General features: G+C 72.8%; 22 protein-coding genes and 2 pseudogenes. 9 read left to right on the forward strand and 15 right to left on the reverse strand.

Annotated features, from left to right (window positions below):
- Positions 1-14 precede the first annotated feature (14 nt).
- Entirely contained in the window at positions 15-1757 is a 1743-nt protein-coding gene (locus tag AC2W7E_RS13255; RefSeq protein ID WP_485989296.1) for a thiamine pyrophosphate-binding protein, read from the reverse strand.
- Positions 1758-1917: 160 nt separating this feature from the next.
- On the opposite strand from AC2W7E_RS13255, the gene AC2W7E_RS13260 reads away from it, so the two are divergent.
- On the forward strand, positions 1918-2427 hold the full coding sequence (locus AC2W7E_RS13260) for a phosphoribosyltransferase (protein WP_025103823.1): 510 nt from the start codon (positions 1918-1920) through the stop codon (positions 2425-2427).
- Here AC2W7E_RS13260 and AC2W7E_RS13265 read toward each other — a convergent pair whose 3' ends face one another.
- The 8 genes and pseudogenes from AC2W7E_RS13265 to AC2W7E_RS13300 all read right to left on the reverse strand — a co-directional run bounded on the left by AC2W7E_RS13265 (position 2428) and on the right by AC2W7E_RS13300 (position 9190).
- Positions 2428-3966, reverse strand: coding sequence for an ATP-dependent DNA ligase (locus AC2W7E_RS13265; RefSeq protein ID WP_366216074.1), 1539 nt, complete (start codon positions 3964-3966; stop codon positions 2428-2430).
- Between the two features lie 67 nt (positions 3967-4033).
- Positions 4034-4804: an enoyl-CoA hydratase/isomerase family protein gene (locus AC2W7E_RS13270; protein ID WP_366216073.1), complete on the reverse strand. Its 771-nt coding sequence runs from the start codon at positions 4802-4804 to the stop codon at positions 4034-4036.
- A 9-nt stretch (positions 4805-4813) separates the two neighbouring features.
- Positions 4814-5975: pseudogene (gene paaE, locus AC2W7E_RS13275) on the reverse strand (1,2-phenylacetyl-CoA epoxidase subunit PaaE).
- Complete coding sequence (paaD, locus tag AC2W7E_RS13280; RefSeq protein ID WP_485989297.1) at positions 5975-6478, reverse strand: 1,2-phenylacetyl-CoA epoxidase subunit PaaD; 504 nt, start codon at positions 6476-6478, stop codon at positions 5975-5977. Before paaD ends, paaE begins: the two are co-directional and overlap by 1 nt.
- Complete coding sequence (gene paaC / locus AC2W7E_RS13285) at positions 6472-7362, reverse strand: 1,2-phenylacetyl-CoA epoxidase subunit PaaC (RefSeq protein WP_485989298.1); 891 nt, start codon at positions 7360-7362, stop codon at positions 6472-6474. Before paaC ends, paaD begins: the two co-directional genes overlap by 7 nt.
- Positions 7359-7688 (reverse strand): 1,2-phenylacetyl-CoA epoxidase subunit PaaB, encoded by a 330-nt coding sequence (gene paaB / locus AC2W7E_RS13290; protein ID WP_025103829.1) that lies wholly within the window; start codon positions 7686-7688, stop codon positions 7359-7361. The genes paaC and paaB overlap by 4 nt, the downstream gene beginning before the upstream one ends.
- Positions 7688-8683 carry a 1,2-phenylacetyl-CoA epoxidase subunit PaaA gene (paaA, locus tag AC2W7E_RS13295; protein ID WP_085606787.1) on the reverse strand — a complete coding sequence of 332 codons (996 nt, stop codon included), beginning with the start codon at positions 8681-8683 and terminating at the stop codon, positions 7688-7690. Before paaA ends, paaB begins: the two co-directional genes overlap by 1 nt.
- Before the next feature lie 87 nt (positions 8684-8770).
- Complete coding sequence (locus tag AC2W7E_RS13300) at positions 8771-9190, reverse strand: pilus assembly protein CpaE (RefSeq protein ID WP_085606785.1); 420 nt, start codon at positions 9188-9190, stop codon at positions 8771-8773.
- A gap of 89 nt (positions 9191-9279) precedes the next feature.
- Here AC2W7E_RS13300 and AC2W7E_RS13305 point away from each other — a divergent pair.
- Positions 9280-11405 (forward strand): annotated as a pseudogene (locus AC2W7E_RS13305) (DEAD/DEAH box helicase).
- A 30-nt stretch (positions 11406-11435) separates the two neighbouring features.
- Here AC2W7E_RS13305 and AC2W7E_RS13310 read toward each other — a convergent pair.
- A complete protein-coding gene (locus tag AC2W7E_RS13310; RefSeq protein WP_085606781.1) occupies positions 11436-12203 on the reverse strand; it encodes an IclR family transcriptional regulator in 768 nt (255 codons plus the stop codon).
- A 148-nt stretch (positions 12204-12351) separates the two neighbouring features.
- On the opposite strand from AC2W7E_RS13310, the gene dhaK reads away from it, so the two are divergent.
- The 7 genes from dhaK to AC2W7E_RS13345 all read left to right on the forward strand — a co-directional run bounded on the left by dhaK (position 12352) and on the right by AC2W7E_RS13345 (position 20441).
- Positions 12352-13344, forward strand: coding sequence for a dihydroxyacetone kinase subunit DhaK (gene dhaK / locus AC2W7E_RS13315; protein ID WP_025103834.1), 993 nt, complete (start codon positions 12352-12354; stop codon positions 13342-13344).
- The gene (dhaL, locus tag AC2W7E_RS13320; RefSeq protein WP_485989309.1) at positions 13344-13985 is read left to right on the forward strand and encodes a dihydroxyacetone kinase subunit DhaL; all 642 of its coding nucleotides are present in this window, start codon (positions 13344-13346) and stop codon (positions 13983-13985) included. The genes dhaK and dhaL overlap by 1 nt, the downstream gene beginning before the upstream one ends.
- Positions 13982-16531 carry a phosphoenolpyruvate--protein phosphotransferase gene (gene ptsP / locus AC2W7E_RS13325; RefSeq protein ID WP_485989299.1) on the forward strand — a complete coding sequence of 850 codons (2550 nt, stop codon included), beginning with the start codon at positions 13982-13984 and terminating at the stop codon, positions 16529-16531. Before dhaL ends, ptsP begins: the two co-directional genes overlap by 4 nt.
- A gap of 58 nt (positions 16532-16589) precedes the next feature.
- Positions 16590-17891, forward strand: coding sequence for a hypothetical protein (locus AC2W7E_RS13330; RefSeq protein WP_485989300.1), 1302 nt, complete (start codon positions 16590-16592; stop codon positions 17889-17891).
- A gap of 104 nt (positions 17892-17995) precedes the next feature.
- Positions 17996-18421, forward strand: a complete 426-nt coding sequence (gene paaI / locus AC2W7E_RS13335; RefSeq protein WP_025103838.1) for a hydroxyphenylacetyl-CoA thioesterase PaaI — start codon at positions 17996-17998, stop codon at positions 18419-18421.
- A gap of 31 nt (positions 18422-18452) precedes the next feature.
- Positions 18453-19769, forward strand: a complete 1317-nt coding sequence (paaK, locus tag AC2W7E_RS13340; RefSeq protein ID WP_085606910.1) for a phenylacetate--CoA ligase PaaK — start codon at positions 18453-18455, stop codon at positions 19767-19769.
- Positions 19770-19832: 63 nt separating this feature from the next.
- Positions 19833-20441: a TetR/AcrR family transcriptional regulator gene (locus AC2W7E_RS13345; protein WP_126894598.1), complete on the forward strand. Its 609-nt coding sequence runs from the start codon at positions 19833-19835 to the stop codon at positions 20439-20441.
- Positions 20442-20525: 84 nt separating this feature from the next.
- On the opposite strand, the gene paaZ is transcribed toward AC2W7E_RS13345, so the two are convergent.
- The 5 genes from paaZ to AC2W7E_RS13370 all read right to left on the reverse strand — a co-directional run bounded on the left by paaZ (position 20526) and on the right by AC2W7E_RS13370 (position 26866).
- Positions 20526-22607 carry a phenylacetic acid degradation bifunctional protein PaaZ gene (gene paaZ / locus AC2W7E_RS13350; RefSeq protein WP_485989301.1) on the reverse strand — a complete coding sequence of 694 codons (2082 nt, stop codon included), beginning with the start codon at positions 22605-22607 and terminating at the stop codon, positions 20526-20528.
- Positions 22608-22621: 14 nt separating this feature from the next.
- Positions 22622-23497, reverse strand: coding sequence for a 3-hydroxyacyl-CoA dehydrogenase family protein (locus AC2W7E_RS13355; RefSeq protein ID WP_126894600.1), 876 nt, complete (start codon positions 23495-23497; stop codon positions 22622-22624).
- Positions 23494-24240 carry an enoyl-CoA hydratase/isomerase family protein gene (locus AC2W7E_RS13360; protein WP_194088850.1) on the reverse strand — a complete coding sequence of 249 codons (747 nt, stop codon included), beginning with the start codon at positions 24238-24240 and terminating at the stop codon, positions 23494-23496. The genes AC2W7E_RS13355 and AC2W7E_RS13360 overlap by 4 nt, the downstream gene beginning before the upstream one ends.
- On the reverse strand, positions 24237-25427 hold the full coding sequence (locus AC2W7E_RS13365; RefSeq protein ID WP_025103844.1) for a thiolase family protein: 1191 nt from the start codon (positions 25425-25427) through the stop codon (positions 24237-24239). The genes AC2W7E_RS13360 and AC2W7E_RS13365 overlap by 4 nt, the downstream gene beginning before the upstream one ends.
- Positions 25428-25546: 119 nt before the next feature.
- Positions 25547-26866, reverse strand: coding sequence for an MFS transporter (locus AC2W7E_RS13370; RefSeq protein WP_025103845.1), 1320 nt, complete (start codon positions 26864-26866; stop codon positions 25547-25549).
- Positions 26867-26881: the final 15 nt, after the last annotated feature.

Raw genomic sequence — 26881 nt, forward strand, 5'->3', positions numbered from 1 at the left:
TCGGCCCGCACAGGTCAGGAGTTCACGCGGATGATCTCCTGCTGGTACGGCGCGATCACGTCGCCGGAGATCCGGAGGTCGAGGACGAGGAAGCGTCGGGTCGCTGGGTCCTCCTCGGCCCACGCGGCGAGGCGATCCAGGTCGTCCAGCGTCCGCACGACGACACCCTCCGCACCGACCGCCGCCCCGAACGCGGCGAAGTCGACCTCGGGGATGCGCATCGGACCCTCGGCCAGGCCCTTCAGCCCGTAGAGGTTGACCTCGGCCCCGTACGCGGCGTCATTCCAGACCACGGCCATGCCGCGTCCGCCCGCCGCCCGGACGGCCGATTCGAGGTCGGCGATCGCCATGAGCCCGCCGCCGTCGCCCGAGGTGAGCACGATGGTCGCGTCCCGACGGGCGAGGGCCGCGCCCACCACGCTGGGCCAGCCCTGTCCGATCGACTGGAACGCGGTGCCGATCATCATCATCCGGTCGGGCGCGGCGACCGGCCAGTACATGTTCGCCCAGCCGATGAAGTGCCCGCCGTCCGACACCACGACGCGGTCTTCGGGGAGGAGCTCGGCGATCCGGCGCGCGGCGGAACGCGGGTCGAGGCGGCCGTCCGGCGCGAGCTCGTCTCCCGGCTCGTACGCGCGGGCCGCGGCGACATCGACCGTCTCCCGCCACGGGCGGGCGGGCACAACTGCGGAGTCCGCGCTCGACACGCCGCCGGAGTCGGGGGTGGCCCCGGCGAGTCCGACGGCATCTCCGAAGTTGTGCTCGGAGAAGTCGTGCCCGGAGGAGAGGCGGGCGACGAGGGCCTCGGCGGCGAGACGGGCATCGGCGCGCACGAAGCCGCCGACGTGGGCGTGCGTGGCGGCCGGAGCGGTGTCGATCTGGTACACCCGGGTGCCCGGGGCGAACAGGTCGCCGAAGCGCATCGTGAACTGGTTCAGGCTCGCGCCGAAGACCACCGCGACGTCGGCCGTCCGCACGAGCTCCATCGCCCCCTCGGCGCCGAAGCCACCGGTGACCCCGAGGTCGTACCGGGCGTCCGGGAAGATGCCGCGGCCGAGGGCGGAGGAGGCGGTGAGGGCCCCGGTCTGCGCGGCGAGGGCGCCGAGAGCCTCGCCCGCGTCGGCCAGCCAGGCCCCGCGCCCGGCGAGGAGGAACGGGCGCTCGGCGTCGCGTAGGGCGGCGGCGATCTCATCCAGCATGCCCTCGGCGAAGTCCCCGCGCGGGGCGAGCGGCGCGGGGAGCCGAGGAGCCGGGGCCGCCGGCACCGCCCCGGCCTCGAGGGCGGCGACGTCGTAGGGGATGGCGAGCACGACGGGCACACGATAGGTGAGGGCGTGCTCGACGGCGATGACGGTGGTCGCGGCGGCATCGGTCCGCCCGACGGTGTAGGTGCGGGCGCCGACGGCCGAGGCCAGAGCGATCTGGTCCACGTCCCACGGCCGCGGCCCCGATGTGGGCTCGTCACCGACGACGAGGACGAGCGGCACGTGCGCCTGCACGGCCTCGGCCAGCGCCGTGATCGTGTTCGTGAAGCCGGCGCCGTAGGTGGAGGTGCCCGCGGCGATGCGGCCGGAGGCGCGGAAGTGCGCGTCGGCGGCGACGACCGCGCCCTGCTCGTGACGGACGGCGGTGAAGGTGGCGTCGGTCTGCGTCTCGAGGGCGTCGAGGAAGTAGGCGTTGCCGTTGCCCATGACGCCGAAGACGGCATCGACGTGCTGGGCGAGGGTGAGGGCGACGTGCGCGGAGACGGAGGGCATGGAGAAGCCTTTCGAGACAGGGACGGAGAAGGGGGATCCGTATGTGTCTCGCCCTCGCGGCGATGCGAGGTGCTTCGTGCCTCTTTTTCAGGCACCGGCGGGGCCGGACCTGCTCAGTCTAGCGGCGGCCCGGACGGAGCGGATGCGCGAGAATGGACCGATGACGGATGCATCGATCGAGCGCGAGACGCTCACGTGGGACGGCTTCGGCGCGGCGACGCGCGATCTGGCGCGGGACATCATCGCGACGGGCTTCGAGCCGGAGGTCGTGGTGGCGATCGCGCGCGGCGGCCTGCTCCCTGCCGGCGCCATCGCGTACGGACTCGGGGTGAAGAACTGCGGCGCCATCAACGTCGAGTTCTACACCGGCATCGGCACCGTGCTGGACGCCCCGGAGGTGCTGCCACCCGAGCTCGACATGGCCTACCTCGACGGCCGCCGCGTGCTGCTCGTGGACGATGTCGCCGACTCCGGTCGCACACTGGCGCTCGCGGTGCAGCTGCTGCAGGAGAAGGGCGCCGACGTGCGCTCGGTCACGATCTACACGAAGCCCTCGACGATCATCCAGCCGGACTTCGCGTGGAAGGACACCGACCTCTGGATCGACTTCCCCTGGTCGTTCCGCGGCACCGTGCGTCAGGAGGACGAGGGACTGCCGCCCACGGCCTGATCAGGAGTCGTCCGCCGCGCCGCGCCGCAGGGCCAGGAGGGTCTGGATCGTGTCGGCCTCCGCAGCGGTCTTGTCCGGGCGGTAGCCCTTGACCCTGGCGAAGCGGAGGGCGAGGCCGCCGGGGTAGCGCGGGGACCGCTGCACGCCGTCGATCGCGATCTCGACCACGAGCTCCGGCCGGAGGAACACCGTGGACGCGGAGCGATGGGTCTCGTGCGCCGGGAACTCGTCGGTCTGCCACTGCAGCAGCGCGTCGGTGAGGCCCTTGAAGGTCTTGCCCACCATCACGAAGCCGCCGGGGTCGCCGAAGTCGCCATCCGGGTCCCGCGCGCCGAGGTGCAGGTTCGACAGCCGTCCGCGCCGTCGCCCCGACCCCCACTCGGCGCCCAGCACGACGAGGTCGAACGTGAGGACCGGTTTCACCTTGACCCAGGACTTGCCGCGGCGACCGGCGGCATACGGCGCATCCACGGCCTTCACCAGCACGCCCTCATGACCGGCCGCCAGGGCTTCGCGGGACAGGCGCTCGGCCTCCTCCGCGCTGTCGGTCACGATGCCGGGCATGCGCCACTCGCCGGCGACCTCGGCCAGGACCTCCTGGCGTACCGACAGTGGCTCGTCCAGCAGGTCGCGGCCATCCACGTGCAGGACGTCGAAGAACCAGGGCCGCAGGGCGAGCTCGCGCGCGGCATCCGCACCGAACCGGGACATCGTCTCCTGGAACGGCCGGGGACCGCCGTCCTCGTCGAGCGCCAGGGTCTCGCCGTCGAGGATGACCTCCTGCGCGGGAAGGCCGCGGACGACCTCGACGATCTCGGGCAGGCGGTGGGTGACGTCGGCGAGGCTCCGCGTGTAGATGCCGACCTCGTCGCCGCGGCGGTGCACCTGGATGCGCGCGCCGTCGAGCTTGTACTCGACCGAGGCGCGTCCGGTGATCTCGAGGGCGGCCGTGGGCGTCGGCGCCGTGGCCGCGAGCATCGGGAGCACGGGGCGACCCACCCGGAGCCCGACCTCGTCGAGCGCTCCCTCGGCACCGGTGAGCGCGAGGAGCGCCGTCTCGCCGAGGTCGCCGGAGAGCATGGCGGCCCGTCGCACGGTCGCGGCCGGAGCCTCGGCGGCGCGGGCGATCGCGTCGAGCAGCACGCCGCCCAGCGCCCCGGTGCGGAGCTCCCCGAGCATGGCCCTGGTCAGGAAGTCCCATTCGGGAGCCGTCGCGCGGGCGGCAAGATCGTGCAGGAGCGCGCTGCGGACACCGGCTGATCCGGAGCCGGACGTGTGCGCGAGGGTATCGAAGGCGTGGTCGACCTCCGCGATGGTCAGGGTCGAGGTCGCGCTGTGCTCGATCGCGAGAGCGGTCAGCCCCCGCCAGCCCACGCCGAGACGACCCTGGCGGGGCGTGGCGAGGAGCAGCCCCACGAGAGGCGCGATGTCGTCGGCGTCGGCCCGGCGGAGCAGCGCGGCGATCGCCTCGATCTTGGCCAGGCGGGACGAGGTCGCGGCGACCTGGTCGGTGGTGGTGACGAGCTCCGAGAGCAGCATGCGGGCATCCTCCCACCGGGGTCGGACACCGCACGAGACGGTTGACAGCGACGACCGGGCCGTGGCGTCAGCGCCCGCGGAACTCCGGTTTCCGCTTCTCCTGAAACGCGGCGAAGCCCTCGCGGTAGTCCTCGGTGTCGCACAGGGCGGCCTGCGCCGCGTTCTCGACGTCGATGGACTCCCACAGGGTGAGGCGTTCGTCGCGGATGCGGGCGATGAGCTCCTTGCTCGCCCGGAATGCGGCCGTGGCGCCGTGGGCGGCCTTCCCCGCAGCGGCCGTCGCGGCGGCGAGCACCTCGTCGTCCGGGAAAACCTGGGAGAAGAGCCCCGAGCGCACGGCTTCCGTGCCGCTCATGAGACGGCCGGTGTAGATGAGGTCGAGCGTCTTGTGCGGGCCGAGCCGGTCGAGGAACAGCGCGTGACCGCCGGAGTCCAGGGTGGCGCCGAGGGCGGCGAACGGCGAGCCGATCTTCGCCGACTCCGCGACGTACACGACATCCGTCGCGAGGAGCAGCCCGAGTCCCACGCCCAGACAGGCGCCGTGGGCGACGGCGAACGTCGGCGCGGGGAAGCGGGACATAAGCTGCAGCAGCGGTGTCACCCGCCCGCCGAGGTAGCCGAGCACGTCGTCGTCGCGCGGATCGACGGCGGAGATGTCCCGACCGGCGCAGAACGCCCGCCCTTCACCGCGGAGCAGCAGCGCGCGCACCCCGGCGGCCTCGGCATCCCGGTACGCGGCGTCGAGCTCCGCGAGGGCGGCCTCGTCCAGGGCGTTGAGCTTCGCGGGGGCGTCGAGCACCACGGTGGCGACGTCGTCGGCGATGGCGAGATCGATCATCAGGAGTCCTCAGACGTCGTAGTCCACGACCACGCGGTCGCTGGTGGGATGGGACTGGCAGGTGAGCACGTAGCCGCGCTCGAGCTCGTCGGGCTCCAGGGCGTAGTTCTCGGTCATCGTGACGCTGCCCTCGATCACGCGCGCGCGGCAGGTGCCGCAGACGCCACCCGCGCACGCGAACGGCGCGTCCGGCCGCACCCGCAGTGCGGCGTTCAGCACCGACTCGCGCGCCGCGACCGGGCTCTCCACCGTCGAGGACACGCCGTCGAGGTTCACCTCGATCCGCACCGTCTTCTCGCCTGAGCGCACCGTGACCGGCCGGGCGGCCCGCACCGGCTCGTCGCCGGTCGTGAACAGCTCGAAGCGCACGTGCTCGCGGGGTACGCCCACGTCGGCCAGCACCTCCCGGCAGAGGTCGACGAGCGCGAGCGGTCCGCACAGGAACCACTCGTCCACGTCGGCCGGGTCGATCAGCGCGTCGAGGATCGTCCGCAGCTTGGGCTCGTCGATGCGGCCCGAGAGCACCGGCGCGGTTCGCTGCTCGCGGGACAGCACGTGGTGCAGCGTGAGCCTCGTCGGGTAGCGGTCCTTGAGGTCGGCGAGGTCTTCCAGGAACATCACGTCCAGCGTCGAGCGGTTCGTGTAGAGGAGCGTGAACCGCGAGGTCTGCGACCGGGAGAGCACGGTGTGCGCGAGAGCCATCAGCGGCGTGATCCCGGAGCCGGCCGCGATGCCGACGACGTGCTTCTCGTCCAGGTCGTCGAGGCCGGAGGTGAACGTGCCCTGGGGGCTCATGACGTCGATGCGGAAGCCCGGGTGCAGGCCGGTCTGGGCCCACGTGGAGAACGTCCCGCCCTCGTCGCGCTTCACGGCGACGCTCAGACGGGTCGGCATGCCGTCGGTGCGGTGCTCGGCGCCGGCACAGCGAGTAGGAACGCCGCACCTCCACGCCGTCCAGCATCGTCCGCAGCGCCACGTACTGCCCGGGGAGGTGGTCGTAGTCGTCGGCGAGCTCCGCGGGCACCGTGAAGGTCACCTCGACGGAGTCCTCGGTGAGCGGGCGGACGTCCTCGACCTCGAGCGTGTGGAACCGGGCACGGGTGCGCGCCCGGGCGGGGGAGGCGGGAGAGGGCGCCGGCGTCGTCGCCGGGGCCGGGGAGAACAGCGACATCAGTGCACCTTGAAGTGATCGAAGGGTTCCAGGCAGGCCCGGCACTCGTACAGCGCCTTGCACGAGGTCGAGCCGAAGCGGGAGACCTCCCGGGTGTCGAGCGAGCCGCAGCGGGGGCAGCGCACACTGAGGGCGAGCCGGATCGGACCGGCGGGTACGGCCGCGCGGCCGCTGGGCGGCGCGATCCCGTACTCGCGGAGCTTCTGCTTCCCGGCGTCGCTCATCCAGTCGGTGGTCCACGCGGGGGCGAGCACGAGCCGCACCTCGACGTCGGCGAACCCGGCGGCCGTGAGCGCGAGGACCACATCGTCGCGGATCGTGTCCATGGCCGGGCACCCGCTGTAGGTCGGCGTGATGTCGACGACCACGCGCTCGCCGCGGAGCTCGACCGCCCGCAGTACGCCGAGGTCCTCGATCGTGAGCACCGGCACCTCCGGGTCCGGCACGGCGGCGGCGATCCGCCAGGCCTGGGCCTCCGCGTCGGCGGCGGTCCGGGTCACCATGACGCCCCCGGGTGTCGTCGCGCCAGGACCTGCATCTCGGCGAGGAGGTGGCCGAAGGGGGTCGCGTGCGCGCCGTTCCGGCCGCCCGCCGACGACGCCGGAACCTCCGGCACCGTGAGCTCGGCCTCGGCGAACACGGTGGCGATGACCGCGTCGAACGGAGCGCGGAGGCTCGACGGGCGCACGGCGACGTCGCCGAGCCGGTCGATCAGCGGCTCGTCGCGGAACAGCTCGTCGACGTACGGCCACACATCCGCGAAAGCGCGGATCATCCGCCGCCGCGACTCCTCCGTGCCGCCCGCCAGGCGCAGAACCCACTGCACGGCGTGGTCGCGGTGGTAGTCGACCTCCTTGAGCGCCTTCTCCGCGATCGCGGCGAAGGTGGGCTCGGAGCTCGCGCGGAGGGCGGCGTAGAGCTCCACCAGGTAGACCGAGGCGACGAGCTGGCGCGCGATGGTCTGCGCGAAGTCGCCGTTCGGCTGCTCCACGATCCAGGCGCTGCGGAACTCCGGCTCGTCGCGGAAGTACGCGAGGTCGTCCTCGGACCGGCCGTCCCACGTGCCGGCGAAGTGCAGGAAGGAGCGCGCGTGGCCGAGCAGGTCGAGGGCGATGTTGCCGAGCGCCACGTCCTCCTCGAGCTCGGGGGCGCGGGAGATCCAGGCGCCGAGCTGCTGCGACAGGATGAGGGCGTCGTCGCCGAGCCACAGGGCGTACTCGGCGATGTCGGCGCTCGCCGCGGTCGTGCCGGCGCCCGCGAGCTCTTCGCTGAGCCGGAGCTCGTCGACGGAGACGTCGCCATGCGCCTCCCCTTGGGCGTCGCCGAGTCCCTCAGCGGAGCTGGGTCCCTGAGCAGGGCTGGGTCCCTGAGCCTGTCGAAGGGTCACAGGTGCGGCACCCCCTCGGAGGCGGTGTAGTACACCGCGTGCCGGTAGTTCTTGCCGGCGGGGCTCTCGAAGTACGCCCCCTTGGCGTCGGGGTCGCTCGTGGTGATCGCCTCGGCGGGGACCGCCCAGATCGACACGCCCTCGCCCCGGCGGGTGTAGAGGTCGCGCGCGTTGCGGATGGCCATGTCGGCGTCGGGGGCGTGCAGCGAGCCGACGTGCACGTGGCTCAGCCCGCGGTTCGCCCGCACGAAGATCTCCCACAGGGGCCAGACCTCCCGGCCCTGGGTCCCCGAGCTCGTCGAAGGGTCGGCTCCGGGGGTCGCCATCACGCCACCGCCCCTTCGACACGCTCCCGGCTGAGGCGGGAACGCTGCTTGCGGGCGTACTCCGCGGCGGCCTCCCGCACCCACGCGCCCTCGTCGTGCGCCGTGCGGCGGCGCTCCAGACGCTCGGCGTTGCAGGGGCCGTTGCCGCGCAGCACCTGGAAGAACTCGTCCCAGTCGATCTCGCCCATCTCGTAGCGACCGGTCTCCTCGTCGAACCGCAGGTCCGGGTCGGGGAGGGTGACGCCGAGGATCTCGGCCTGCGGCACGAGCATGCTCACGAACCGCTGACGCAGCTCGTCGTTGGAGAAGCGCTTGATCTTCCACGCCATCGACTGGGCGGAGTTGGGGGACTGGTCGTCGGGCGGTCCGAACATCGCCAGGCTCGGCCAGTACCAGCGGTCCACCGCGTCCTGTGCCATCTGCCGCTGCTCGTCGGTGCCGCGCATGAGCGAGAGCAGGATCTCGAACCCCTGGCGCTGGTGGAACGACTCCTCCTTGCAGATGCGCACCATCGCGCGCCCGTAGGGGCCGTAGGAGGCGCGGCACAGCGGCACCTGGTTGCAGATCGCGGCGCCGTCGACGAGCCAGCCGATCGCGCCCATGTCGGCCCAGGTGGGGGTGGGGTAGTTGAAGATCGACGAGTACTTCGCCTTGCCGGAGATGAGCTGGTCCATCATCTCGTCGCGGGTGATGCCGAGCGTCTGCGCGGCGGAGTAGAGGTAGAGCCCGTGCCCGGCCTCGTCCTGCACCTTCGCCATGAGGATCGCCTTGCGCTTGAGGCTCGGGGCGCGGGTGATCCAGTTGCCCTCGGGCTGCATGCCGATGATCTCGGAGTGCGCGTGCTGGGAGATCTGCCGGATGAGGGTCTTGCGATAGGCCTCGGGCATCCAGTCGCGCGGCTCGATGCGCTGCTCGTTCGCGATCAGCTCGTCGAACAGGCGTTCCTCGTCGGAGGTCTCGCCGTCCACGAGGGACAGGTCTGCGGGACTGGTCATCGTCGACTCCTCGGGCTCCGGTCCTTCTTTACTGACCGGTCGTTAGGTAATTCTGACACACGCGACGGCCCGATTCAACAGGACGTGTCAGCGGGAGCGCGAGATCAGCGCCAGCAGCGCGCGGCCGTAGGCCTCCGCCGGGTCCGGGTGCTCGAACCGCAGGGGGGTACCGGCGAGTTCGATCTCGACGCGGAACGTGTCGGGGAGGCGGGTGAGGGCACGGAACGTCCCGCGGAGCAGGTCGCGCAGCTGGTCCTCGCGCGGCAGCCACACCGCATCGGCGAGGGTCACGGCGTCGAGCGCCCACTCCGTCGTGCCGTTGAAGGCGAGGTCCGTGCCGGCCGGCGTCTGCCGCGCCTCGATGGTCATCGCGCTCACCGTGAAGACGTCGGCCTCGGCCTCCAGCTCCACCTCGTCCGGCAGATCGAGCTGGAACCGGTCACCCTCCGCGGGCTTCCAGTTCAGGCCGGCATCGCGGAGCGCGACGGCGAGTTCGCGGGTGATCATTCCTCCACGCTACGGCCTTCCCACCGGTCATCCACCGAGAGCGGGCGGCGGGCGGAGTCCTGTCCGAGGTCTGCGGCAGAGTGGAGGACATGAGCTCTCCGACCGCCGTTCCCCTCCGCGAGGCCGCCCGCGCCGCCCTCGGCGAACTCGTCGGCCGTCCCGACGTCGACTTCCACGACGGCCAGTTCGAGGCGATCGAGGCGCTGGTGGAGGGGCGTCGCCGCGCGCTCGTGGTGCAGCGCACCGGGTGGGGGAAGTCGGCGGTGTACTTCGTCGCGACCCTGCTCCGTCGCCGGCAGGGAGCCGGCCCGACCGTGCTCGTCTCCCCGCTCCTGGCGCTCATGCGCGACCAGATCGCCGCGGCCGAGCGCGCGGGCGTGCGCGCCGTGGCGATCAACTCGACGAACGCCCACGAGTGGGCCGAGGTGCAGGAGCGGCTCGCCGGAGACGACGTGGACGTCCTGCTCGTCTCGCCGGAGCGGCTGAACAACCCGGCCTTCCGCGAGGAGCAGCTGCCCGCGCTGGTGGCGCGGCTCGGCATGCTCGTCGTCGACGAGGCGCACTGCATCAGTGACTGGGGGCACGACTTCCGTCCGGACTACCGCCGACTGCGCGACCTCATCGCGCAGATGCCCGCCGACGTGCCGGTGCTGGCGACGACTGCGACGGCGAACTCCCGCGTGGTGGCCGACGTGGCCGAGCAGCTCGGGGCACTGCCGCGTGGCGCGGGCGGAGCGGAGGCGGTGCCCGTGCTCACGATCCGGGGGCCGCTCGCCCGTACCTCGCTGCGGCTCGGGGTGCTCCGCCTCAAGGACTCGGCGAGCCGCCTGGCCTGGCTGCTCAGCCACCTCGACGATCTCCCCGGCAGCGGGATCATCTACACGCTGACCGTGGCGGCGGCGGTCGACACCGCGCGGTTCCTGCGCGACCACGGCCATGACGTGCGCGCCTACACGGGGCAGACCGACCCCGAGGAGCGTGCCGAGTCGGAGGGCATGCTCAAGCGCAACGAGGTGAAGGCCCTCGTCGCGACCAGTGCCCTCGGCATGGGGTTCGACAAGCCGGACCTCGGGTTTGTCGTCCACATCGGCGCGCCGTCCTCACCCGTGGCGTACTACCAGCAGGTGGGACGAGCGGGGCGTGCCAGCGAGAGCGCCGACGTGCTCCTGCTCCCCGGTGTCGAAGACCGCGAGATCTGGCACTACTTCGCGACCGCGTCGATGCCGGACCGGGAGCGTGCGGAACGGGTGATCGCGGCGCTCGGCGACAGCCCGATCTCGACGCCGGCGCTGGAGGCCCTCGTCGACATCCGCCGCACGCCCCTCGAGCTGCTGCTGAAGGTGCTCGACGTGGATGGTGCCGTGCGCCGGGTGCAGGGTGGGTGGGTCGCGACGGGACAGCCGTGGACGTACGACGCCGAGCGCTACGAGCGCATCGCCGCCGAGCGGGTGGCGGAACAGGAGCACATGCTCGAGTACGAGCGCACGGACGGCTGCCGGATGGCCTTCCTGCAGCGGGCTCTCGACGACGACACCGCGGCCCCGTGCGGCCGGTGCGACAACTGCGCGGGCGTGTGGTTCCCGGCGGAGGTCGCGCAGACGGCGAGCGCACAGGCGGCCGCCTCCCTCGACCGGGTGGGCGTGCCGGTCGAGCCGCGTCGCGCGTGGCCGACAGGGCCGACCGCCTCGACGTGCCGGTGCGCGGCCGCATCCCTGCGGGAGAGCAGGCCGACGAAGGGCGTGCCCTCGCCCGGCTCACCGACCTCGGCTGGGGCGGCACGCTGCGCGAGATCTTCGCGGCAGGCGCCCCGGACGCGCCGATCAGCCCGGCGCTGCTGCAGGCCTGCGTGCGCGTGCTCGCGGGGTGGGGCTGGGCGGAGCGGCCGGTGGCCGTGATCGCGATGCCGTCGCGGTCGCATCCGCAGCTCGTCGACTCCCTCGCCCGCGGGCTGTCCGAGATCGGGCGGCTGCCGTACCTCGGCGCGCTGGAGTGGCGCGGCGGAGGGCCTTCGGGGCAGGCGGGCGGGAACAGCGTGTTCCGGCTCGCGGGGGTATGGGACCGCTTCGACGCGGCGCATCTCGAGGTCCCCGCCGGCCCGGTGCTGCTCGTCGACGACCTCATCGACAGTCGCTGGACCCTGACGGTCGCGGCGCGCGCGGTGCGGCAGGCCGGGGCCACGGCCGTGCTGCCGTTCGCGCTCGCCCTGCGCGGCTGACCGCCGGGATCGAGGAGGACGCGCCCGCCGTCAGTCCTCGGCGGGGGCCACGGGCGGTGGCCAGGACGTCGCGCCGAGTTCGCGGGAGATGTTCCGTGCCGTCTCGCGGAGCGCGTGCACGACGGTGTCGGATGCCGGTGCCTCCGCGGTCGGGAGCACGACGGCCACCGCGGCGACGATCGTGTTCGAGGCGTCGGCGATCGGCGCCGCGAGAGACGACTCGCCGAGGACGGCCTCGTCGCTCTCCGCCGCCGTCCCGCGCTCCGCGATCCCCGGCAGCTCGAGGGTCAGTCGCGCCACGTCGGTGACCGTGTCGCCGGTGAGGCTGCGCAGGGGCTCGGCGAACACGCTCTGCTGAAAGCCCTGGTCGTACGCGAGGAGCACCTTCCCCATCGCGGAGGCGTGCGCGGGGACCGCCATCCCCGTCTCCAGCATCTGCGGGCTGTCGTCGGGGCGGAGGTTGTGGTGGATCACGAGGACGTCCGTGAGGTGCGGGGCGCCGAGGCGCACGGACATCCCGGTGCGTCGCGCCAGCTCCTGCGTCCAGCGCATCGCCCGCGCCCGCACGTCCAGGGTGTCGAGGTACACGTTGCTCAGTCGCAGCAGGGTGGGGCCGAGCATGTACCGCTGTCCGCCGCGCTCCTTCGCGACGAGGCCGTGCGCGCGCAGCGACTTCACGAGGCCGTGCACGGTCGACGGCGGCAGGCTCAGGGCTGCGGAGAGGTCCGTGATGCCGAGGTGGCGGGCGCCCTGGAGCAGGTCGAGGATCTTCGCCGCGCGATCGATCGCCTGGATCATGCGCGTCCTCCTTCCGGTCGTCGTCGAGCCGGGTCTCCGGTCGCCGGATCGATCTTGACAACCCGGCAGGCTCCGAGCATATTCGACATTGACGAATCCTTTTCGGATTTTCGCTCGAGACTCACGCCGCATCAAAGGAGATCGCAGGATGAAGAAGCTCATCAACGCCCCGGAGGACGTCCTCGTCGAGTCACTGAAGGGCGTCGCCGCCGCACACCCCGAACTCTCGGTCGACCTGGAGAACCACGTCATCACCCGGGCGACACCGAAGGCGCAGGGCAAGGTGGCCGTCGTCTCCGGCGGCGGATCCGGCCATGAGCCCCTGCACGGCGGCTACGTCGGCACCGGCATGCTCGACGCGGCCGTCGCCGGCGAGGTCTTCACCTCGCCCACCCCCGACCGCGTGCAGGTCGCCACCCAGGCGGTCGACCGCGGCGCCGGCGTGCTGCACATCGTCAAGAACTACACGGGCGACGTGCTGAACTTCGAGATGGCCGCCGAACTCGCCGCCATGGAAGGGATCGAGGTGGGCACGGTCGTCGTGGACGACGACGTGGCCGTGCAGGACTCGCTCTACACCGCGGGGCGCCGAGGCGTCGGCCTCACGGTCCTGCTGGAGAAGCTCGTGGGGGCGGCGGCGGAGGAGGGCCGCGACCTCGCGGCCGTGGTCGACCTCGCGAAGCGCATCAACGGTCAGGGACGCTCCATGGGCATGGCCCTCACCAGCTGCACGGTCCCCGCCGCGGGCAAGCCCACCTTCGACCTCCCCGACGACCAGATGGAGATCGGCATCGGCATCCACGGCGAGCCGGGACGCCACCGTGAGCCGCTCGCCCCCGCGTCGGAGATCGCGCGGCAGCTCGTCGAGCCGATCCTGGGCGACCTCGACGCCACCGGGCCTGCGATCGTGATGCTCAACGGCATGGGGGCCACGCCCCTGATCGAGCTCTACCTCATGTACGGCGAGGTCGCGTCGATCCTGGAGAGGTCCGGAGTGCAGATCGCGCGCAACCTGGTCGGCAACTACATCACGTCCCTCGACATGGCCGGGTGCTCCGTCACGGTGCTCAAGGCCGACGACGAGCTGCTGCGGCTGTGGGACGCCCCGGTGATCACCCCCGGCCTGCGGTGGGGCGCGTGATGGCGGCCGCCGGCACCGACGCCCTCGTCGACTGGATCTCCCGGTACCGGGAAGCCGTCACGGCGCAACGGGACTGGCTCACGGAACTGGACTCCGCCATCGGGGACGCCGATCACGGCGCGAACATGGCGCGGGGCTTCTCGGCGGTCGGGGAGAAGCTCGCGGCGACGACGCCCGCGACGATCGACGAGCTGCTCAAGACCGTCGGCATGACCCTGGTGAGCTCGGTGGGCGGCGCGAGCGGCCCCCTCTACGGCACGTTCTTCCTGCGCATGGGGATGTCCGCCGGTGCGGTCACGTCGCTCGACGGACCGGCGCTCGCCGCCGCGCTCCGGGCGGGCCTCGAGGGCATCGTCGCGCGGGGCAAGCCCGAGGCGGGCGACAAGACGATGTTCGACGCCATGGCGCCCGCGGTGGATGCCTTCGACGCCGCCCTCGCCGGAGGAGCCGATGCCGCGTCCGCCGCCAGGGCGGCGGCGGATGCCGCGTCCGCCGGCCGCGACGCCACGGTGCCGCTCGTCGCCCGGAAGGGCAGGGCGAGCTACCTCGGGGAACGCAGCGCGGGCCACCTCGACCCCGGAGCCGCCTCGACCGCGCTCCTGTTCGAGGCGCTCGCGGCGGCCCTCGCGGACGCCGGATGATCGGGATCGTCGCCGTCTCCCACAGCGCCCGGCTCGGGGAGGCGGCGCTCGAACTCGCCCTGCAGATGGTGCCGGGCGGCGGCGTGCGGGTCCGCGTGGCGGCCGGGGCCGGCGTGGACGCGGACGGCGCGCCCATCCTCGGGACGGACGCCGTCGCGGTGTCGGCGGCGATCGACGAGCTCGCCGCCGAGGTCGACGGCGTGCTCGTGCTCATGGACCTCGGGTCGGCCGTGCTGAGCGCCGAGCTCGCGCTCGAACTGCGCAGCAGCGACGTGCCGGTGCGGCTCGCGCCCGCGCCGTTCGTGGAGGGTCTCCTCGCCGCGGTGGTGGCCGCGGCGGCCGGGGGCGACCTCGATGCGGTCGCCGCTGAAGCCGCCTCGGCGCTGGCCGCGAAGACCGGTCAGCTCGGCCCGACGGACGATGCGACGGCGGAGGACATCGTGACGTCGCCCGCGGAGCGCGCTCCTGACGGGGCGGAGCCGGCCGAGGAGACGGTGTCCCGTCGGGTGCGGGTGCGCAACCCTCTCGGCATCCACGCCCGGCCCGCCGCCCTGATCGCGGAATCGGCGGCGGGCGCGGACGTGCGCCTGCGGCGGCTGCCGGACGGCCCGGAAGCCGCGGCCGGGAGCCTGACCCGGCTGCTCGCGCTCGGGGCGCGTCAGGGGACCGAGATCGAGCTCACGGGTCGGGGAGCCGACGCGGAGGCGGCGATCAACCGCCTGGTGTCGCTCTTCCAGGGCGGGTTCGGCGAGGGCGTCGAGACGGACGAGGGCGCCGCCGGCAGCCCCGGAACCGCACCCGCACCCGCGCCCGCGCTCGGCACGGCCGGCGACGACCAGGCGGGAGCCCGGGCCGACCACGAGTCGGCGCCGACGCCGGAGATCGTCTCCGGATCCGTGCTGCAGGGCCGCGGCGTCAGCCCGGGACGTGTGGCCGCGAGGGCGGTGTCCCTCGCGCCGGCACTCCCGGAACCGGATGCCGAGACCCTCGTCCCGCCCGAGGGTCGGGAGGCGGAGGTCTCCACGATCGAGTGGGCGGCGGTCGCCGTCGCCGATCAGCTGCGCTCGCGCGCCGAACGGGCCCGCGGAGAGGCGCGGGCGATTCTGGACGCGTCCCGGCTCCTCGCCTCGGACCCGGAGCTCGTCGCCGAAGCCACCGCCCTCGTGCGCGCACAGGGGCGGACGGCGGCGCGGGCGGTCTGGGAGACGTCCGCGGCGCACGAGGCGGCGCTCGCGGCGCTCGGCGGGAGGGTGGCGGAGCGCGCCGCCGACATCCGTGACGTCCGCGACCGCATGATCGCCGAGATCCTCCGGGTGGACATGCCCGGGGTCCCCGAGCGCGACGAGCCGTTCGTGCTCGTCGCGACCGACCTCGCTCCCGCCGACACGGCAGCGCTGGACGGCGGGAGCTGCGTCGCTCTCGTGACCGCGGACGGCGGGCCCACGTCGCACACGGCGATCATCGCGCGGGCACTGGGACTGCCCGCCGTGGTCGGTGTGCCAGGGGCGACCGGTATCCCCGAGGGCGCCATGCTCCTCGTCGACGGCGATAGCGGCACGATCCATGTCGACCCGGACGAGGCGGAGATCGCCGAGGCGCGGGCTGCAGCGGTCGTGGTGACGTTCGACGGACGGGGCCGTCTCGCCGACGGGACCCGCGTGCCGCTCCTGGCCAACGTCGGAGGAGCGTCGGATGCCGAGAGCGCGGCCGCGGCGCACGCCGAGGGGGTCGGACTCTTCCGCACCGAGTTCTGCTTCCTCGACCGGACAGCGGCGCCGAGCATCGAGGAGCAGGTCGAGGCGTACCGCGGGGTGCTGCGCGCATTCCCCGGGCGGAAGGTCGTCGTGCGCACGCTGGATGCGGGGAGCGACAAGCCGTTGCCGTTCGCGAACGACGACGACGAGGAGAACCCCGCGCTCGGTGTGCGGGGCCTGCGCCTCTCCCGTCGCCGGCCCGCACTCCTCGACGATCAGCTCCGCGCGCTGGCCAGGGCCGCCGATGCGGAATCCGCCGAGGTGGAGGTCATGGCCCCGATGGTCGCCACGGTCGACGAGGCCGCGGACTTCGCGGCGCGGTGCCGTGCCGCGGGGCTGGACAGAGCGGGGATCATGATCGAGACCCCGGCGGCGGCGCTGCTGGCCGCCGAGCTGTTCGAGGTCGTGGACTTCGTGAGTCTCGGGACCAACGATCTCGCGCAGTACACCCTCGCCGCGGACCGGCTGTCCAGTGCGCTCGCCGATCTCAACGATCCCTGGCAGCCGGCGGTCCTGCGGCTCATCGGGACGGTCGGGGCGGCGGGACGCGCGGCGGGCAAGGCCGTCGGCATCTGCGGGGAGGCGGCCGGTGACCCGGCACTCGCCCCCGTGCTGGTCGGGCTCGGAGCGACCTCGCTGTCGATGACGCCGCGCGCCCTCGGGCGGGTGGCGGCCGCGCTCGATGCCGTGGACGCCGATGCCTGCCGGCGGGCGGCCGAGGGCGCGAGCGGCGCGAGAACCGCGGCGGACGCGCGGCGGGCGGCCGCCGGCGTCCTGAGTCCCGGATCCTGACCGCTATCCTTCCCTCAGGGGCGCGCATCGGTGCGCACGAGACCACTCGGAGGGGTTCATGACGGCTGCGGCGCCCGGGAGGCGGAAGAGGCGCAGCGCGGCGTTCCTCGCGGCGGCGACGGCAGCGGTGCTGATCGCCGTGCCCGGATGCGCGGCGACCCCGGAGGCGACGCCAACGGCGACCGCCTCTCCGGTGACGGAGACGCCGACGCCGGAGCCGTACGACGGCCCGCTCCTGTTCGTGGGGGACGACCTCGACGCCTTCGCGCTCACGCCGGCCGAGGTCGCCGACCTGCTTCCGTCCGCGCCGCCGGCGGGTGAGGTCGACGACACGCTGCTGCAGTACGCGGACGGGGGCGGCCCGGACTTCACTCCGTCCGTGTGCGGGATGCTGATCATGGAGACCTCGATGTTCAGCATCGGGGCGCGCACGGTGCCCTGGGCGGACGCCGAGGACACGCAGAACAGCGGCAAGCAGGAGATCCTCCAGTTCGCGTCGGAGGACGTGGCGGCCGAGCGCATGGACCTGCTCGCCTCGACCGTCGACCGCTGCGCGCAGTTCGACGCTCGGGGTGAAGGCACCTTCGACGCGGTCGCCGTGCCCGATGAGGAGGGCGTGCGGGCTTTCGCCGGCACGATGGCCATGAACGCGGGCGGAAACCCCTGGCGCGTGCACCACGCCTTCGCCGCCGTCGGCAACGTCGTCGTGCACCTGCGGCAGCCGGCGCTCGACGGCTCCGCGTTCGACGCCGAGCGCGCGGCTCTGCTCCTGCGGGATCGGGCGGTCGAGGCGGAAGCCGCGCTCATCGAGGAGCTCACGGACGACCCGCCGGTCGCCGAGACCCCGGTGCCCGCCGACCCCGCCGCTCCGTGGAGCGACTGGGAGATGACGACGACGGGTGTGGGCCCCCTCGTGCTGGGCACCTCGCGCGAGGAGGCGGTGGCGGCGATCCCCGGGGCCACCGTGGAGGAGTTCGACTGGTCCGACCGGCAGGTGCGCGTCGTGAGCGCCGACGGGACGTCCCGCCTCGTGCTGCACTTCGCCGAGCAGGGGGATGCGCTGGCGGCGGTCACCGCCGGCATCGCGAACATCCAGGGCGACGTCGAGCCGGACGGCGCCGCGCTGCCCGCCGCCGGGGGAGTCCGGATCGGCGCTCCGCTGACGGAGGCGGTCGCGGCCTTCTCTGAGGGCACGTTCCTCCGCGTGGTCTCGTCCGGCGAGTACTTCTACGAATGGTCCACGCGGGAGGGAGGCACGATCCGCTTCCGCGCGGATCGCGACTTCTCCGACCCGGCGGCGGTGATCACCGGCGTCACCGTGGAGGACGCGACGCTGCGGACGCCGTTCCGGATCGAGTGACCCCACCCGCGTCCCCGACACCCTTGCGTTACTGACCGATCGTTCAGTTAGTATGGGCGGACGGGACGCGGTCGTCCCGTCCCAGCGCGACGAGGAGGTCGGCGATGACGGAGGCGACGGATACGGCGGAGGCCGTGCGGCCGAACCGGGCCATGATGGAACGCGACCGGGCCTCGGCGATGCTCGGGCTCGTGGTCGAACGCGACGACCCGGGGCACGCGGTCGTGTCGATGCGCGTCCGTGAGGACATGACCAACGGCTTCCAGATCACCCACGGCGGGCTCGTGTTCGCGCTCGCCGACACCGCCTTCGCGATCGCCTGCAACGAAGACGACCGGGTGACGGTGGCCGCCGGTGCCGACATCTCGTTCCTCAAGCCCACCGTCGCGGGGCAGACGCTCACCGCGACGGCCGTCCGCCGCACCCGCACCGGTCGCTCCGGCCTCTACGACGTGACGGTCGTGGACGAGCAGGGCGACGCGGTCGCCGAGTTCCGCGGCCGCTCCCGCACCACCTCCCAGACCTTCTGATCCGCCGTTCCGAGGAGTCCCCGTGTCGACGATGACCGCCCCCGCCTCTGCCCTCCGCCCGCCGACGACCGACGAGCTCGACCCCGAGGAGCGGATGAGCCGCGCCGAGATCGAGCGCCTGCAGCTCGAGCGCCTCCAGTGGACCGTGCAGCACGCCTATCGCAACGTGCCGCTCTACACGCGGAAGTTCGACGAGGCGGGCGTGCATCCCGACGACATCCGCACGCTCGACGACGTGCACCGGCTGCCCTTCACCACCAAGGACGACCTGCGCGAGACGTACCCGTTCGGGATGTTCGCGGTGCCGATGGCCGACGTCGCCCGCATCCACGCGTCCAGCGGCACCACGGGCCGCCCGACCGTCGTCGGCTACACGCGCGGCGACCTCGACCGCTGGGGGACGCTGGTGGCCCGGTCGCTCCGCGCCAGCGGCATCCGGCGCGGCATGAAGGTGCACAACGCCTACGGGTACGGCCTGTTCACGGGTGGGCTCGGGGCGCATGCCGGCATCGAAGCCCTGGGCGCCACCGTGATCCCGATGTCGGGCGGACAGACCGCCCGGCAGGTGCAGCTCATCCGCGACTTCGAGCCGGACGCGATCCTGTGCACCCCGAGCTACCTCCTCACGATCGCCGACGCGATGGCCGCGCAGGGCATCGACCCGCGGTCCACCTCGCTCCAGGTCGCGGTGCTCGGCGCGGAGCCCTGGACCAACGAGATGCGGCACGAGCTGGAGCAGCGGCTCGGCATCGACGCCCTCGACATCTTCGGGCTCAGCGAGGTGATGGGGCCGGGCGTCGGCAACGAGTGCCTCGAGACCAAGGACGGCCCGCATCTGTGGGAGGACCACTTCCTGCCCGAGGTGATCGACGGCGACTCCCTGCAGGCGCTGCCGGATGGCGAACGGGGCGAGCTCGTCTTCACCTCACTCACCAAGGAGGCGTTCCCCGTCATCCGCTACCGCACGCGCGACATCACCCGCCTGCTCCCCGGCACGGCGCGTCCGGGTATGCGGCGGATGGAGAAGGTCACCGGGCGCAACGACGACATGATCATCCTGCGCGGCGTCAACCTCTTCCCGACGCAGATCGAGGAGCTGGTGCTCGGGATCGAGCAGCTCACGCCGCACTTCATCCTGGAGCTGACGAAGGAAGGGCGGATGGACGCCCTCACCGTCCGTATCGAGCGGCACCCCGACCTGTCCGTGGAGACGTGCGAGGCGGCGGCGCAGGTGCTGGTGCAGCGCATCAAGGTGTTCATCGGCTCGTCGGTCGCCGTGCGGCTGGAGGAGCCGGGTGCACTGCCGCGCAGCGAGGGCAAGTACAAGCGCGTCTACGACCTGCGCTGACACGCGGGGGTCTCGGCGTCGACCTCCGCGATGCGCGCGGCGGGCGGTGCGAGACTGAGGGGGATGTCCGAGATGCAGACCACGCGGCGCGGCCGCCCCGGGTACGACCAGCAGGGGATCCTCGCCGTCGCGGTGGCCGCCTTCAACGAGCACGGCTACGACGCGACCTCGATCGGGATGCTCGCCGAGCGCCTCGGGCTGTCGAAGTCGGCGATCTACCATCACTTCGGGTCGAAGGACGAGATGCTCGACCGCGCCCTCGACAGCGCCCTCGGCGGGCTCGAAGCCGTGGTCGACGCACCCCTCCCGGACAGCGGGGGAGCCGCCGATGCGGTCGCCCGCCTGGAACACGTGCTCCGCGGGGCCGTTCATGTGCTCGTGGAGCAGCTCCCCGCCGTGACGCTGCTGCTGCGCGTGCGCGGGAACACCGACGTCGAGCGCCGCGCCCTCACCCGGCGCCGGGCGTTCGACCGTCGCATCACGGCCCTCGTCGCGGAGGCGCAGGCTGAGGGTGCCCTGCGCTCCGACATCGACGCGGCCGTTGTCGCCCGCCTGACGTTCGGCATGATCAACTCGATCGTGGAGTGGTACCGCCCCGGCGGTCGCGAGGGCGCCGATCGTCTCGCCGACGACGTCGTCGCGATCGCCCTCGACGGCCTCCGCCACCCCTGACCCCGAAACCCCGTCTTCGCGCCGAGGCCCCGCCCTCTCCGCGTGGGAAGGGTGGGGCCTCGACGAGAACCCGGGGTCTCGGGGTCAGGCGGGGGTGAGCTCCTTCGCGACCAGGGTCAGGACGTCGTAGGTCGCGACGAGCTCGTCGTCCTGGTTCTTCAGGACCGCGTCCCAGCGCACCTCGCCGTACTCGTCGGTCTCCCGCGGCGTGATCTGCTTGGCGGTGAGCTCGACGCGGATCTCGTCGCCGGGGGACACCGGGGTCACGAAGCGCAGGTTCTCCAGCCCGGAGTTCGCGAGCACGGGACCGGGAGCCGGATCGACGAAGAGCCCGGCCGCCCACGACACCAGCAGGTAGCCGTGGGCCACGCGTCCGGGGAAGAACGGGTTCGCCGCCGCCGACGCCTCGTCCATGTGCGCGTAGAACGTGTCGCCTGTGAACGCCGCGAACGTCTCGATGTCGTCGAGGGTGACGGTGCGCGAGGGGCTGACGACCTGATCGCCGATGCGCAGCTCCGCCAGCGACTTCCGGAAGGGGTGCACGCCGTCGTCGGTGTCGAACGGACGGGCCGAGGCCCCCTGGTGCCAGACGCCGGTGAGCGCGGTCATCATCTCCGGGGAGCCTTGCACCGCGGTGCGCTGCATGTGGTGCAGCACCGCCCGGATGCCGCCGAGCTCCTCGCCGCCGCCGGCGCGACCGGGGCCGCCGTGCACGAGGTTCGGCAGGGGAGACCCGTGGCCGGTCGAGCTGCGTGCGTCGTCGCGGTCGAGGAAGAGCACGCGGCCGTTGTACGCGGCGATCCCCGCGGCGAGCGTGGTCGCGACCTCCGGGTCGTGCGTCGCGACGCTCGTCACGAGCGAGCCGCCGCCCCGGGCCACGAGTGCCGCCGCCTCGTCCAGCGTGCGGTAGCCGAGGATGCTGGAGACGGGGCCGAACGCCTCGATCTCGTTCACGGCGGGGCTGGTCGCATCGGTGAAGCGCAGGAGCATCGGCGCCACGAACGCGCCGTCCTCCGCCGGGCCCTCGCTGCCGTCCGCACGGCGGACCGTCGGCGTCTCGGGGGAGCCGATCACGAGCTCGCCGCCGCCCTCGCGGAGTCGCGCCACCTGCCGGAGCACCTCGTCGCGCTGGGCCGTCGAGGCGAGCGGTCCCATGGTCACGCCCTCGGCGCGCGGGTCGCCCACGACGATCCGCGCGGCGAGCCGGTCGCGCACGGCGGCGATCACGTCGTCCACCGCGTCCTCCGGCACGATCGCCCGCCGGATCGCGGTGCACTTCTGCCCGGCTTTCGACGTCATCTCCGCGACGAGCTGCTTCACGTAGGCGTCGAACTCCGGCGTGCCGGTCGCCGCATCCGTGCCGAGGACCGAGGCGTTGATCGAGTCGGTCTCGCTGGTGAAGCGGACCCCGCCGGTCTGCACCGGGTCGTGAGCCCGCAGCCGCTCCGCCGTCGACGCCGAGCCGGTGAACGCGACGAGGTCGCCGAGGCGCAGGTGCTCGAAGAGGTCGGGCACGCTGCCGGACACGAGCTGCAGCGACCCCTCGGGCAGCAGACCCGATTCCACCATCACGCGCACCATGGCCTCGGTGAGGTAGCCGGTGGGGGTGGCGGGCTTCACGACCGTGGGGACACCGGCGAGGAAGGCCGGCGCGAACTTCTCCAGCGAGCCCCACACGGGGAAGTTGAAGGCGTTGATCTGCACCGCCACCCCGGGCAGCCGGGTGTAGATGTGCCGACCGAGGAAGGAGCCGTCCCGGGACAGGTTCTCCACGGCGCCGTCGACGTAGACCTTCGCGTTCGGCAGCTCGCGCCGGCCCTTGCTGGAGTACGCGAAGAGCACGCCGATGCCGCCGTCGATGTCGACCCAGGAGTCCTGCGCGGTGGCGCCGGTGCGGCTGGAGAGCGCGTACAGCTCCTCCTTGCGGGCGGTCAGCGCGAGCGCGAGCTGCTTGAGCAGCACGGCGCGCTGGTGGAACGTGAGCTCCCCGAGCGCGGCCTGGCCGGTGGTGCGGGCGTAGTCGAGCGCCGCGCCGAGGTCGAGGCCGGTGGTGGAGACGCGGGCGACCGTCTCCCCGGTCGAGGCGTCGCGCACCGCGGTGGCGTCCGCGTCGGAGGCGGGCGTCCACCAGGAGCCCTGCACGTAGCTGGGGAGGATCTCGGTCATGGGGGTTCCCTTCATCAGTCGTCCCATTCGTAGAAGCCGCGTCCGCTCTTGCGGCCGAGGTGCCCCTCCGCCACGAGGCGGCGCAGCAGGGTCGGGGGTTCGAAGCGCGAGCCGAGCTGCGCCGCGAGGTACTCGGCGATGCCGAGCCGGACGTCCAGCCCGACGATGTCGGTGAGTCGGAGCGGCCCCACCGGGTGCTTGTAGCCCAGGGTCATGGCGGCGTCGATGTCGGCCGCGGAGGCGACGCCGTCCTCGAGCATCCGGATCGCCTCGAGGCCGAGGGCGACGCCCAGCCGTGACGACGCGAAACCCGGGGCGTCGGCGACGACGATGGGCGTCTTCCCCAGCGCGCGGACCCAGGAGGCGGCGTCCGCGACCAAAGTCTCCGCGGTCGCGCCGCCACGCACCACCTCCACGAGGGTCGAGGCGGGCACCGGGTTGAAGAAGTGCATCCCGAGGAAGCGCTCGGGGCGGTCGAGCACCGCCGCGAGCTCGTCGATCGAGATGGACGACGTGTTGGACGCGAGGGCCGCGTCGTCGGCGAGGTGGCGCTCGACGCGGGTGAGGGCGTCGATCTTGAGTGCCAGCTCCTCCGGGACGGCCTCGACGACGAGGGTGCAGTCCGCGAACAGGGCGGCGTCGGTCCCGGTCGCGAACCGGGCCCGGTAGGCCTCGCCCGTCTCGATCGCCGTGCCGCGGGCGAGCGAGGCGTCGATCGACCCGTGCACGCGGGCGGCGGCGGCCGCGGCGGCGTCGTCGTCCCGCTCGACCACGGTCACGGGGGCTCCGGCGAGGAGGAAGGCGTGGGCGATGCCGGCGCCCATGCGTCCGCCGCCGAGCACGCCGACACGGGCCGGGGCTGCGGCTTCGGGGGAGGAGGGCGTGCTCATCGGTCTCTCCGTTCCAGGAAGGCGGTCATGCGACGGTGCTTCTCCGGGCTCTCGAACAGCGCGGCCTGCTCCTCGAGGTCGACCGCGGGGTGCTGGTCGCGCGGCGCCCGGAACACCCGCTTGGTCGCGATGGTCGCCGCGGGGTCGTTGCGGGCGATGCGGTCGGCGACCGCGTGGGCGGCGGCGAGGAGGTCGGCGACCTCGTGCAACGAGGAGACGAGACCGATGCGGAGCGCTTCCTCGGCGTGCACCGTGCGGCCGGTCAGCAGCAGCTCGATGGCGCGGGCGTCGCCCACGATCTCCTTGAGGCGCCAGCTCGCTCCGGCGGCGGCGAGGATGCCCAGGCCGGTCTCCGGGTTGCCGATCTTCAGGGTCGGCGTCGCGAGGCGGATGTCGGCGGCATACGCGAGTTCCGCGCCACCGCCGAGCGCGTAGCCGTCGATCGCGGCGATGACGGGCATCGGCAGCTCCGCGACGCGGACGAACGCGTGGGCGTTGATGCCGCGACGGGCGTCGTCGGCGCGGCGTTCGCGCAGCTCGGCGATGTCGGCGCCGGCCGCGAACACCCCGTCGGCGCCGGTGAGGATGAGCGTGCGCGGCGTCTCCTCCAGCTCGGCGCACAGCGCGTGCAGGGCGTCGATCGTGGCCTGGTCGATCGCGTTGCGCTTGTGCGGACGGTTCAGGGTCGCGACGACGCGGTCCGCGGTGCGGGTGACGAGCAGCGGCTCGTCCGCGCCGCTCACACCTTCTCCAGGATCACGGCCGCGCCCTGGCCGACGCCGACGCACATCGTGGCGAGGCCGTAGCGGGAGTCCTCGCGCTCCATGCGTCCCATCAGCGTCACGAGCAGGCGCGAGCCGGACGAGCCGAGCGGGTGCCCGAGAGCGATGGCGCCGCCGTCGGCGTTCACGCGGTCCTCATCGAGGCCCAGCCGCCGGATGCAGGCGAGCGACTGCGAGGCGAACGCCTCGTTGAGCTCCACGGCGCCGATGTCGTCGAGGGAGAGCCCCGAACGGCGCAGCGCCTTCTCCGTCGCGGGGACCGGTCCGAGTCCCATGATCTCCGGAGCCAGGGCGGCGGAGGTGCCGACGACGATCCGGGCGCGGGGCGTCAGTCCGTGGCGCTCGACGGCTTCGGCGCTCGCCACGAGCACGGCCGAGGCGCCGTCGTTGAGGGCGCTCGAGTTGCCGGCCGTGACGACCTCTCCGCCGGCCACGACGGGACGGAGGCGCGCGAGCACCTCGAGCGTGGTATCCGGGCGCGGCCCCTCGTCGACGAGCACCTCGCCGTCGCGGACCGGCACGCCGACGATCTCCGGGGCGAAGCGGCCGGCGGCGATCGCGGCGGCGGCGCGCTGCTGCGAGCGGACGGCGAAGGCGTCGGCCTCGGCGCGGGTGATGCCGTCGACCCGGGCGACCTCCTCCGCGGTCTCCGGCATCGTGAAGGTGGCCTTGTCGCGTGCGGCGAGGCGCGGGTTCGGGAAGCGCCAGCCGATCGAGGTGTCGAAGGCGGCGCCGGGCTTCGCCCACGCCTTCTCCGGCTTGGCCTGTACCCAGGGGGCGCGGGTCATGGACTCGACGCCCCCGGCGACGAGGAGATCGGCGTCGCCCGCGCGGATCGCCTGTGCGGCCATGGTGACGGCGGACATCCCGGAGGCGCACAGGCGGTTGACCGTGATGCCCGGCACGGTGTCGGGGAGGCCGGCGAGGAGCACGGCCATCCGGGCGACGTTCCGGTTGTCCTCTCCGGCCTGGTTGGCGGCGCCGAGGATGACCTCGTCCAGCTCCGTACGCGCCGGGTCGAGCCCGGCGCGGCGCACGGCCTCGCCGACGACGAGCGCCGCGAGGTCGTCGGGACGGACGGCGGAGAGGGAGCCGCCGTAGCGGCCGACCGGGGTGCGGACCCCTCCGACGAGGTAGGCCTCTGGCATGCGGATCTCCTGACTTCGTCGTCCTGGTGTGGTCCGGGAGCGGCCGGTCGTGAATTACTGACCGATCGTAAGGTAATTATGGCACAGGCGCACGGCCGGCCGCGATCCCGGACCAGGAGTCAGACGCTGAGATCCACGCCCTTCGTCTCCTTCACCAGCGAGACGCCGATGAGCGAGATGATCGACGCGACCGCGATGTAGACGCCGATCGTCCACGCGGCGTGGAACTGGTTCAGCAGCGCCTCCGCGATCATCGGTGCGAACGCGCCGCCGAGGATGGCCCCGAGGGCGTAGCCGATCGAGACGCCCGAGTAGCGCACGTTCGCGGGGAACATCTCGGCGTACAGTGCCGCCTGCGGGCCGTACGAGAGTCCGAGCGCGAACGTCATGACGAACAGGGCGACGAAGTACCAGACGATGTTCGCGGTGTCGATGAGGAACCACATCGGGATGGCCCACACGGCGAGGGCGACGTACCCGATCTGGAACGTGCGGATGCGGCCGAGGCGGTCGGACAGCGCGCCGCCCCACAGGGTGAAGATCAGCCAGCCGAACGAGGCGAGCGTGGTCGCCAGCAGCACCGGCGGGCGCTCCATGCCGAGAGCCGTGACGGCGTACGTCGCGAAGAACGCGATCAGTAGGTATCCGGCGGCGTTGTTGGCGATGAAGATGACGGCCGTGAGCACGACCTGCTTCGTGTGTGCGCGGAAGAGCTGCCCGAGCGGCGCCGAGGCCTCCTTGCGGCGGCGACGGAGGTCTTCGAACACGGGGCTCTCGTCGACCGCGCGACGGATGACGTAGCCGACCGCGATGAGCACGATCGAGAGCAGGAACGGGATGCGCCAGCCCCACTCGAGGAAGGCCTCGGGGGACATCGAGCTCGTGAGGGCCCAGAGGGTGAAGGTGGCGAGGATCATGCCGACCGGCACGCCGATCTGCGGGAACGCGCCGAACAGGCCGCGTCGCGCCGTCGGTGCGTGCTCGACGGCCATGAGGGCTGCGCCGCCCCATTCGCCGCCGGCCGAGAAGCCCTGCAGGATGCGCAGGAGGATCAGGAGGATCGGGGCGGCGACGCCGATGGCGGCGTACGTGGGCAGCAGACCGATGAGGGAGGTGGACAGCCCCATCATCACGAGGGTGAAGACGAGCATCTTCTTCCGGCCGAGCTTGTCGCCGAGGTGTCCGGCGACGATAGCGCCGAGTGGGCGGAACAGGAACGAGATGCCGATGGTCGCGAAGGAGAGCACCTGGGCGAGCCCGGGGCTCGACTCCGCGATGGGGGCGAGGAAGAGCGGGGCGAGCACGAGGCCCGCCGCCTGGGCGTAGATGAAGAAGTCGTACCATTCGATCGACGTCCCCACGAGGGTGCCGGCGAGGACGCGCCGCTCCTCGGCGGGCATCCTTCCGGTCGACGAGGCGGCTGCGGTGGCTGAGGTCATGCGAACTCCGTTGTT

The organism is Microbacterium sp. CFSPD4_SD4, from assembly GCF_057364585.1.

Excerpts from the sequence above, each read along its gene's own strand:
- AC2W7E_RS13355 (WP_126894600.1), bottom strand. The coding sequence starts at position 23,497 with ATGAGCACGCCCTCCTCCCCCGAAGCCGCAGCCCCGGCCCGTGTCGGC.
- AC2W7E_RS13330 (WP_485989300.1), top strand. The coding sequence starts at position 16,590 with ATGACGGCTGCGGCGCCCGGGAGGCGGAAGAGGCGCAGCGCGGCGTTC.
- dhaK (WP_025103834.1), top strand. The coding sequence starts at position 12,352 with ATGAAGAAGCTCATCAACGCCCCGGAGGACGTCCTCGTCGAGTCACTG.
- paaA (WP_085606787.1), bottom strand. The coding sequence starts at position 8,683 with ATGACCAGTCCCGCAGACCTGTCCCTCGTGGACGGCGAGACCTCCGAC.
- AC2W7E_RS13300 (WP_085606785.1), bottom strand. The coding sequence starts at position 9,190 with ATGATCACCCGCGAACTCGCCGTCGCGCTCCGCGATGCCGGCCTGAAC.
- AC2W7E_RS13265 (WP_366216074.1), bottom strand. The coding sequence starts at position 3,966 with ATGCTGCTCTCGGAGCTCGTCACCACCACCGACCAGGTCGCCGCGACC.
- AC2W7E_RS13345 (WP_126894598.1), top strand. The coding sequence starts at position 19,833 with ATGTCCGAGATGCAGACCACGCGGCGCGGCCGCCCCGGGTACGACCAG.
- paaI (WP_025103838.1), top strand. The coding sequence starts at position 17,996 with ATGACGGAGGCGACGGATACGGCGGAGGCCGTGCGGCCGAACCGGGCC.
- AC2W7E_RS13310 (WP_085606781.1), bottom strand. The coding sequence starts at position 12,203 with ATGATCCAGGCGATCGATCGCGCGGCGAAGATCCTCGACCTGCTCCAG.
- paaZ (WP_485989301.1), bottom strand. The coding sequence starts at position 22,607 with ATGACCGAGATCCTCCCCAGCTACGTGCAGGGCTCCTGGTGGACGCCC.
- paaK (WP_085606910.1), top strand. The coding sequence starts at position 18,453 with ATGACCGCCCCCGCCTCTGCCCTCCGCCCGCCGACGACCGACGAGCTC.
- AC2W7E_RS13370 (WP_025103845.1), bottom strand. The coding sequence starts at position 26,866 with ATGACCTCAGCCACCGCAGCCGCCTCGTCGACCGGAAGGATGCCCGCC.
- AC2W7E_RS13270 (WP_366216073.1), bottom strand. The coding sequence starts at position 4,804 with ATGATCGATCTCGCCATCGCCGACGACGTCGCCACCGTGGTGCTCGAC.
- dhaL (WP_485989309.1), top strand. The coding sequence starts at position 13,344 with ATGGCGGCCGCCGGCACCGACGCCCTCGTCGACTGGATCTCCCGGTAC.
- paaB (WP_025103829.1), bottom strand. The coding sequence starts at position 7,688 with ATGGCGACCCCCGGAGCCGACCCTTCGACGAGCTCGGGGACCCAGGGC.
- AC2W7E_RS13260 (WP_025103823.1), top strand. The coding sequence starts at position 1,918 with ATGACGGATGCATCGATCGAGCGCGAGACGCTCACGTGGGACGGCTTC.
- AC2W7E_RS13365 (WP_025103844.1), bottom strand. The coding sequence starts at position 25,427 with ATGCCAGAGGCCTACCTCGTCGGAGGGGTCCGCACCCCGGTCGGCCGC.
- ptsP (WP_485989299.1), top strand. The coding sequence starts at position 13,982 with ATGATCGGGATCGTCGCCGTCTCCCACAGCGCCCGGCTCGGGGAGGCG.
- paaD (WP_485989297.1), bottom strand. The coding sequence starts at position 6,478 with ATGGTGACCCGGACCGCCGCCGACGCGGAGGCCCAGGCCTGGCGGATC.
- AC2W7E_RS13255 (WP_485989296.1), bottom strand. The coding sequence starts at position 1,757 with ATGCCCTCCGTCTCCGCGCACGTCGCCCTCACCCTCGCCCAGCACGTC.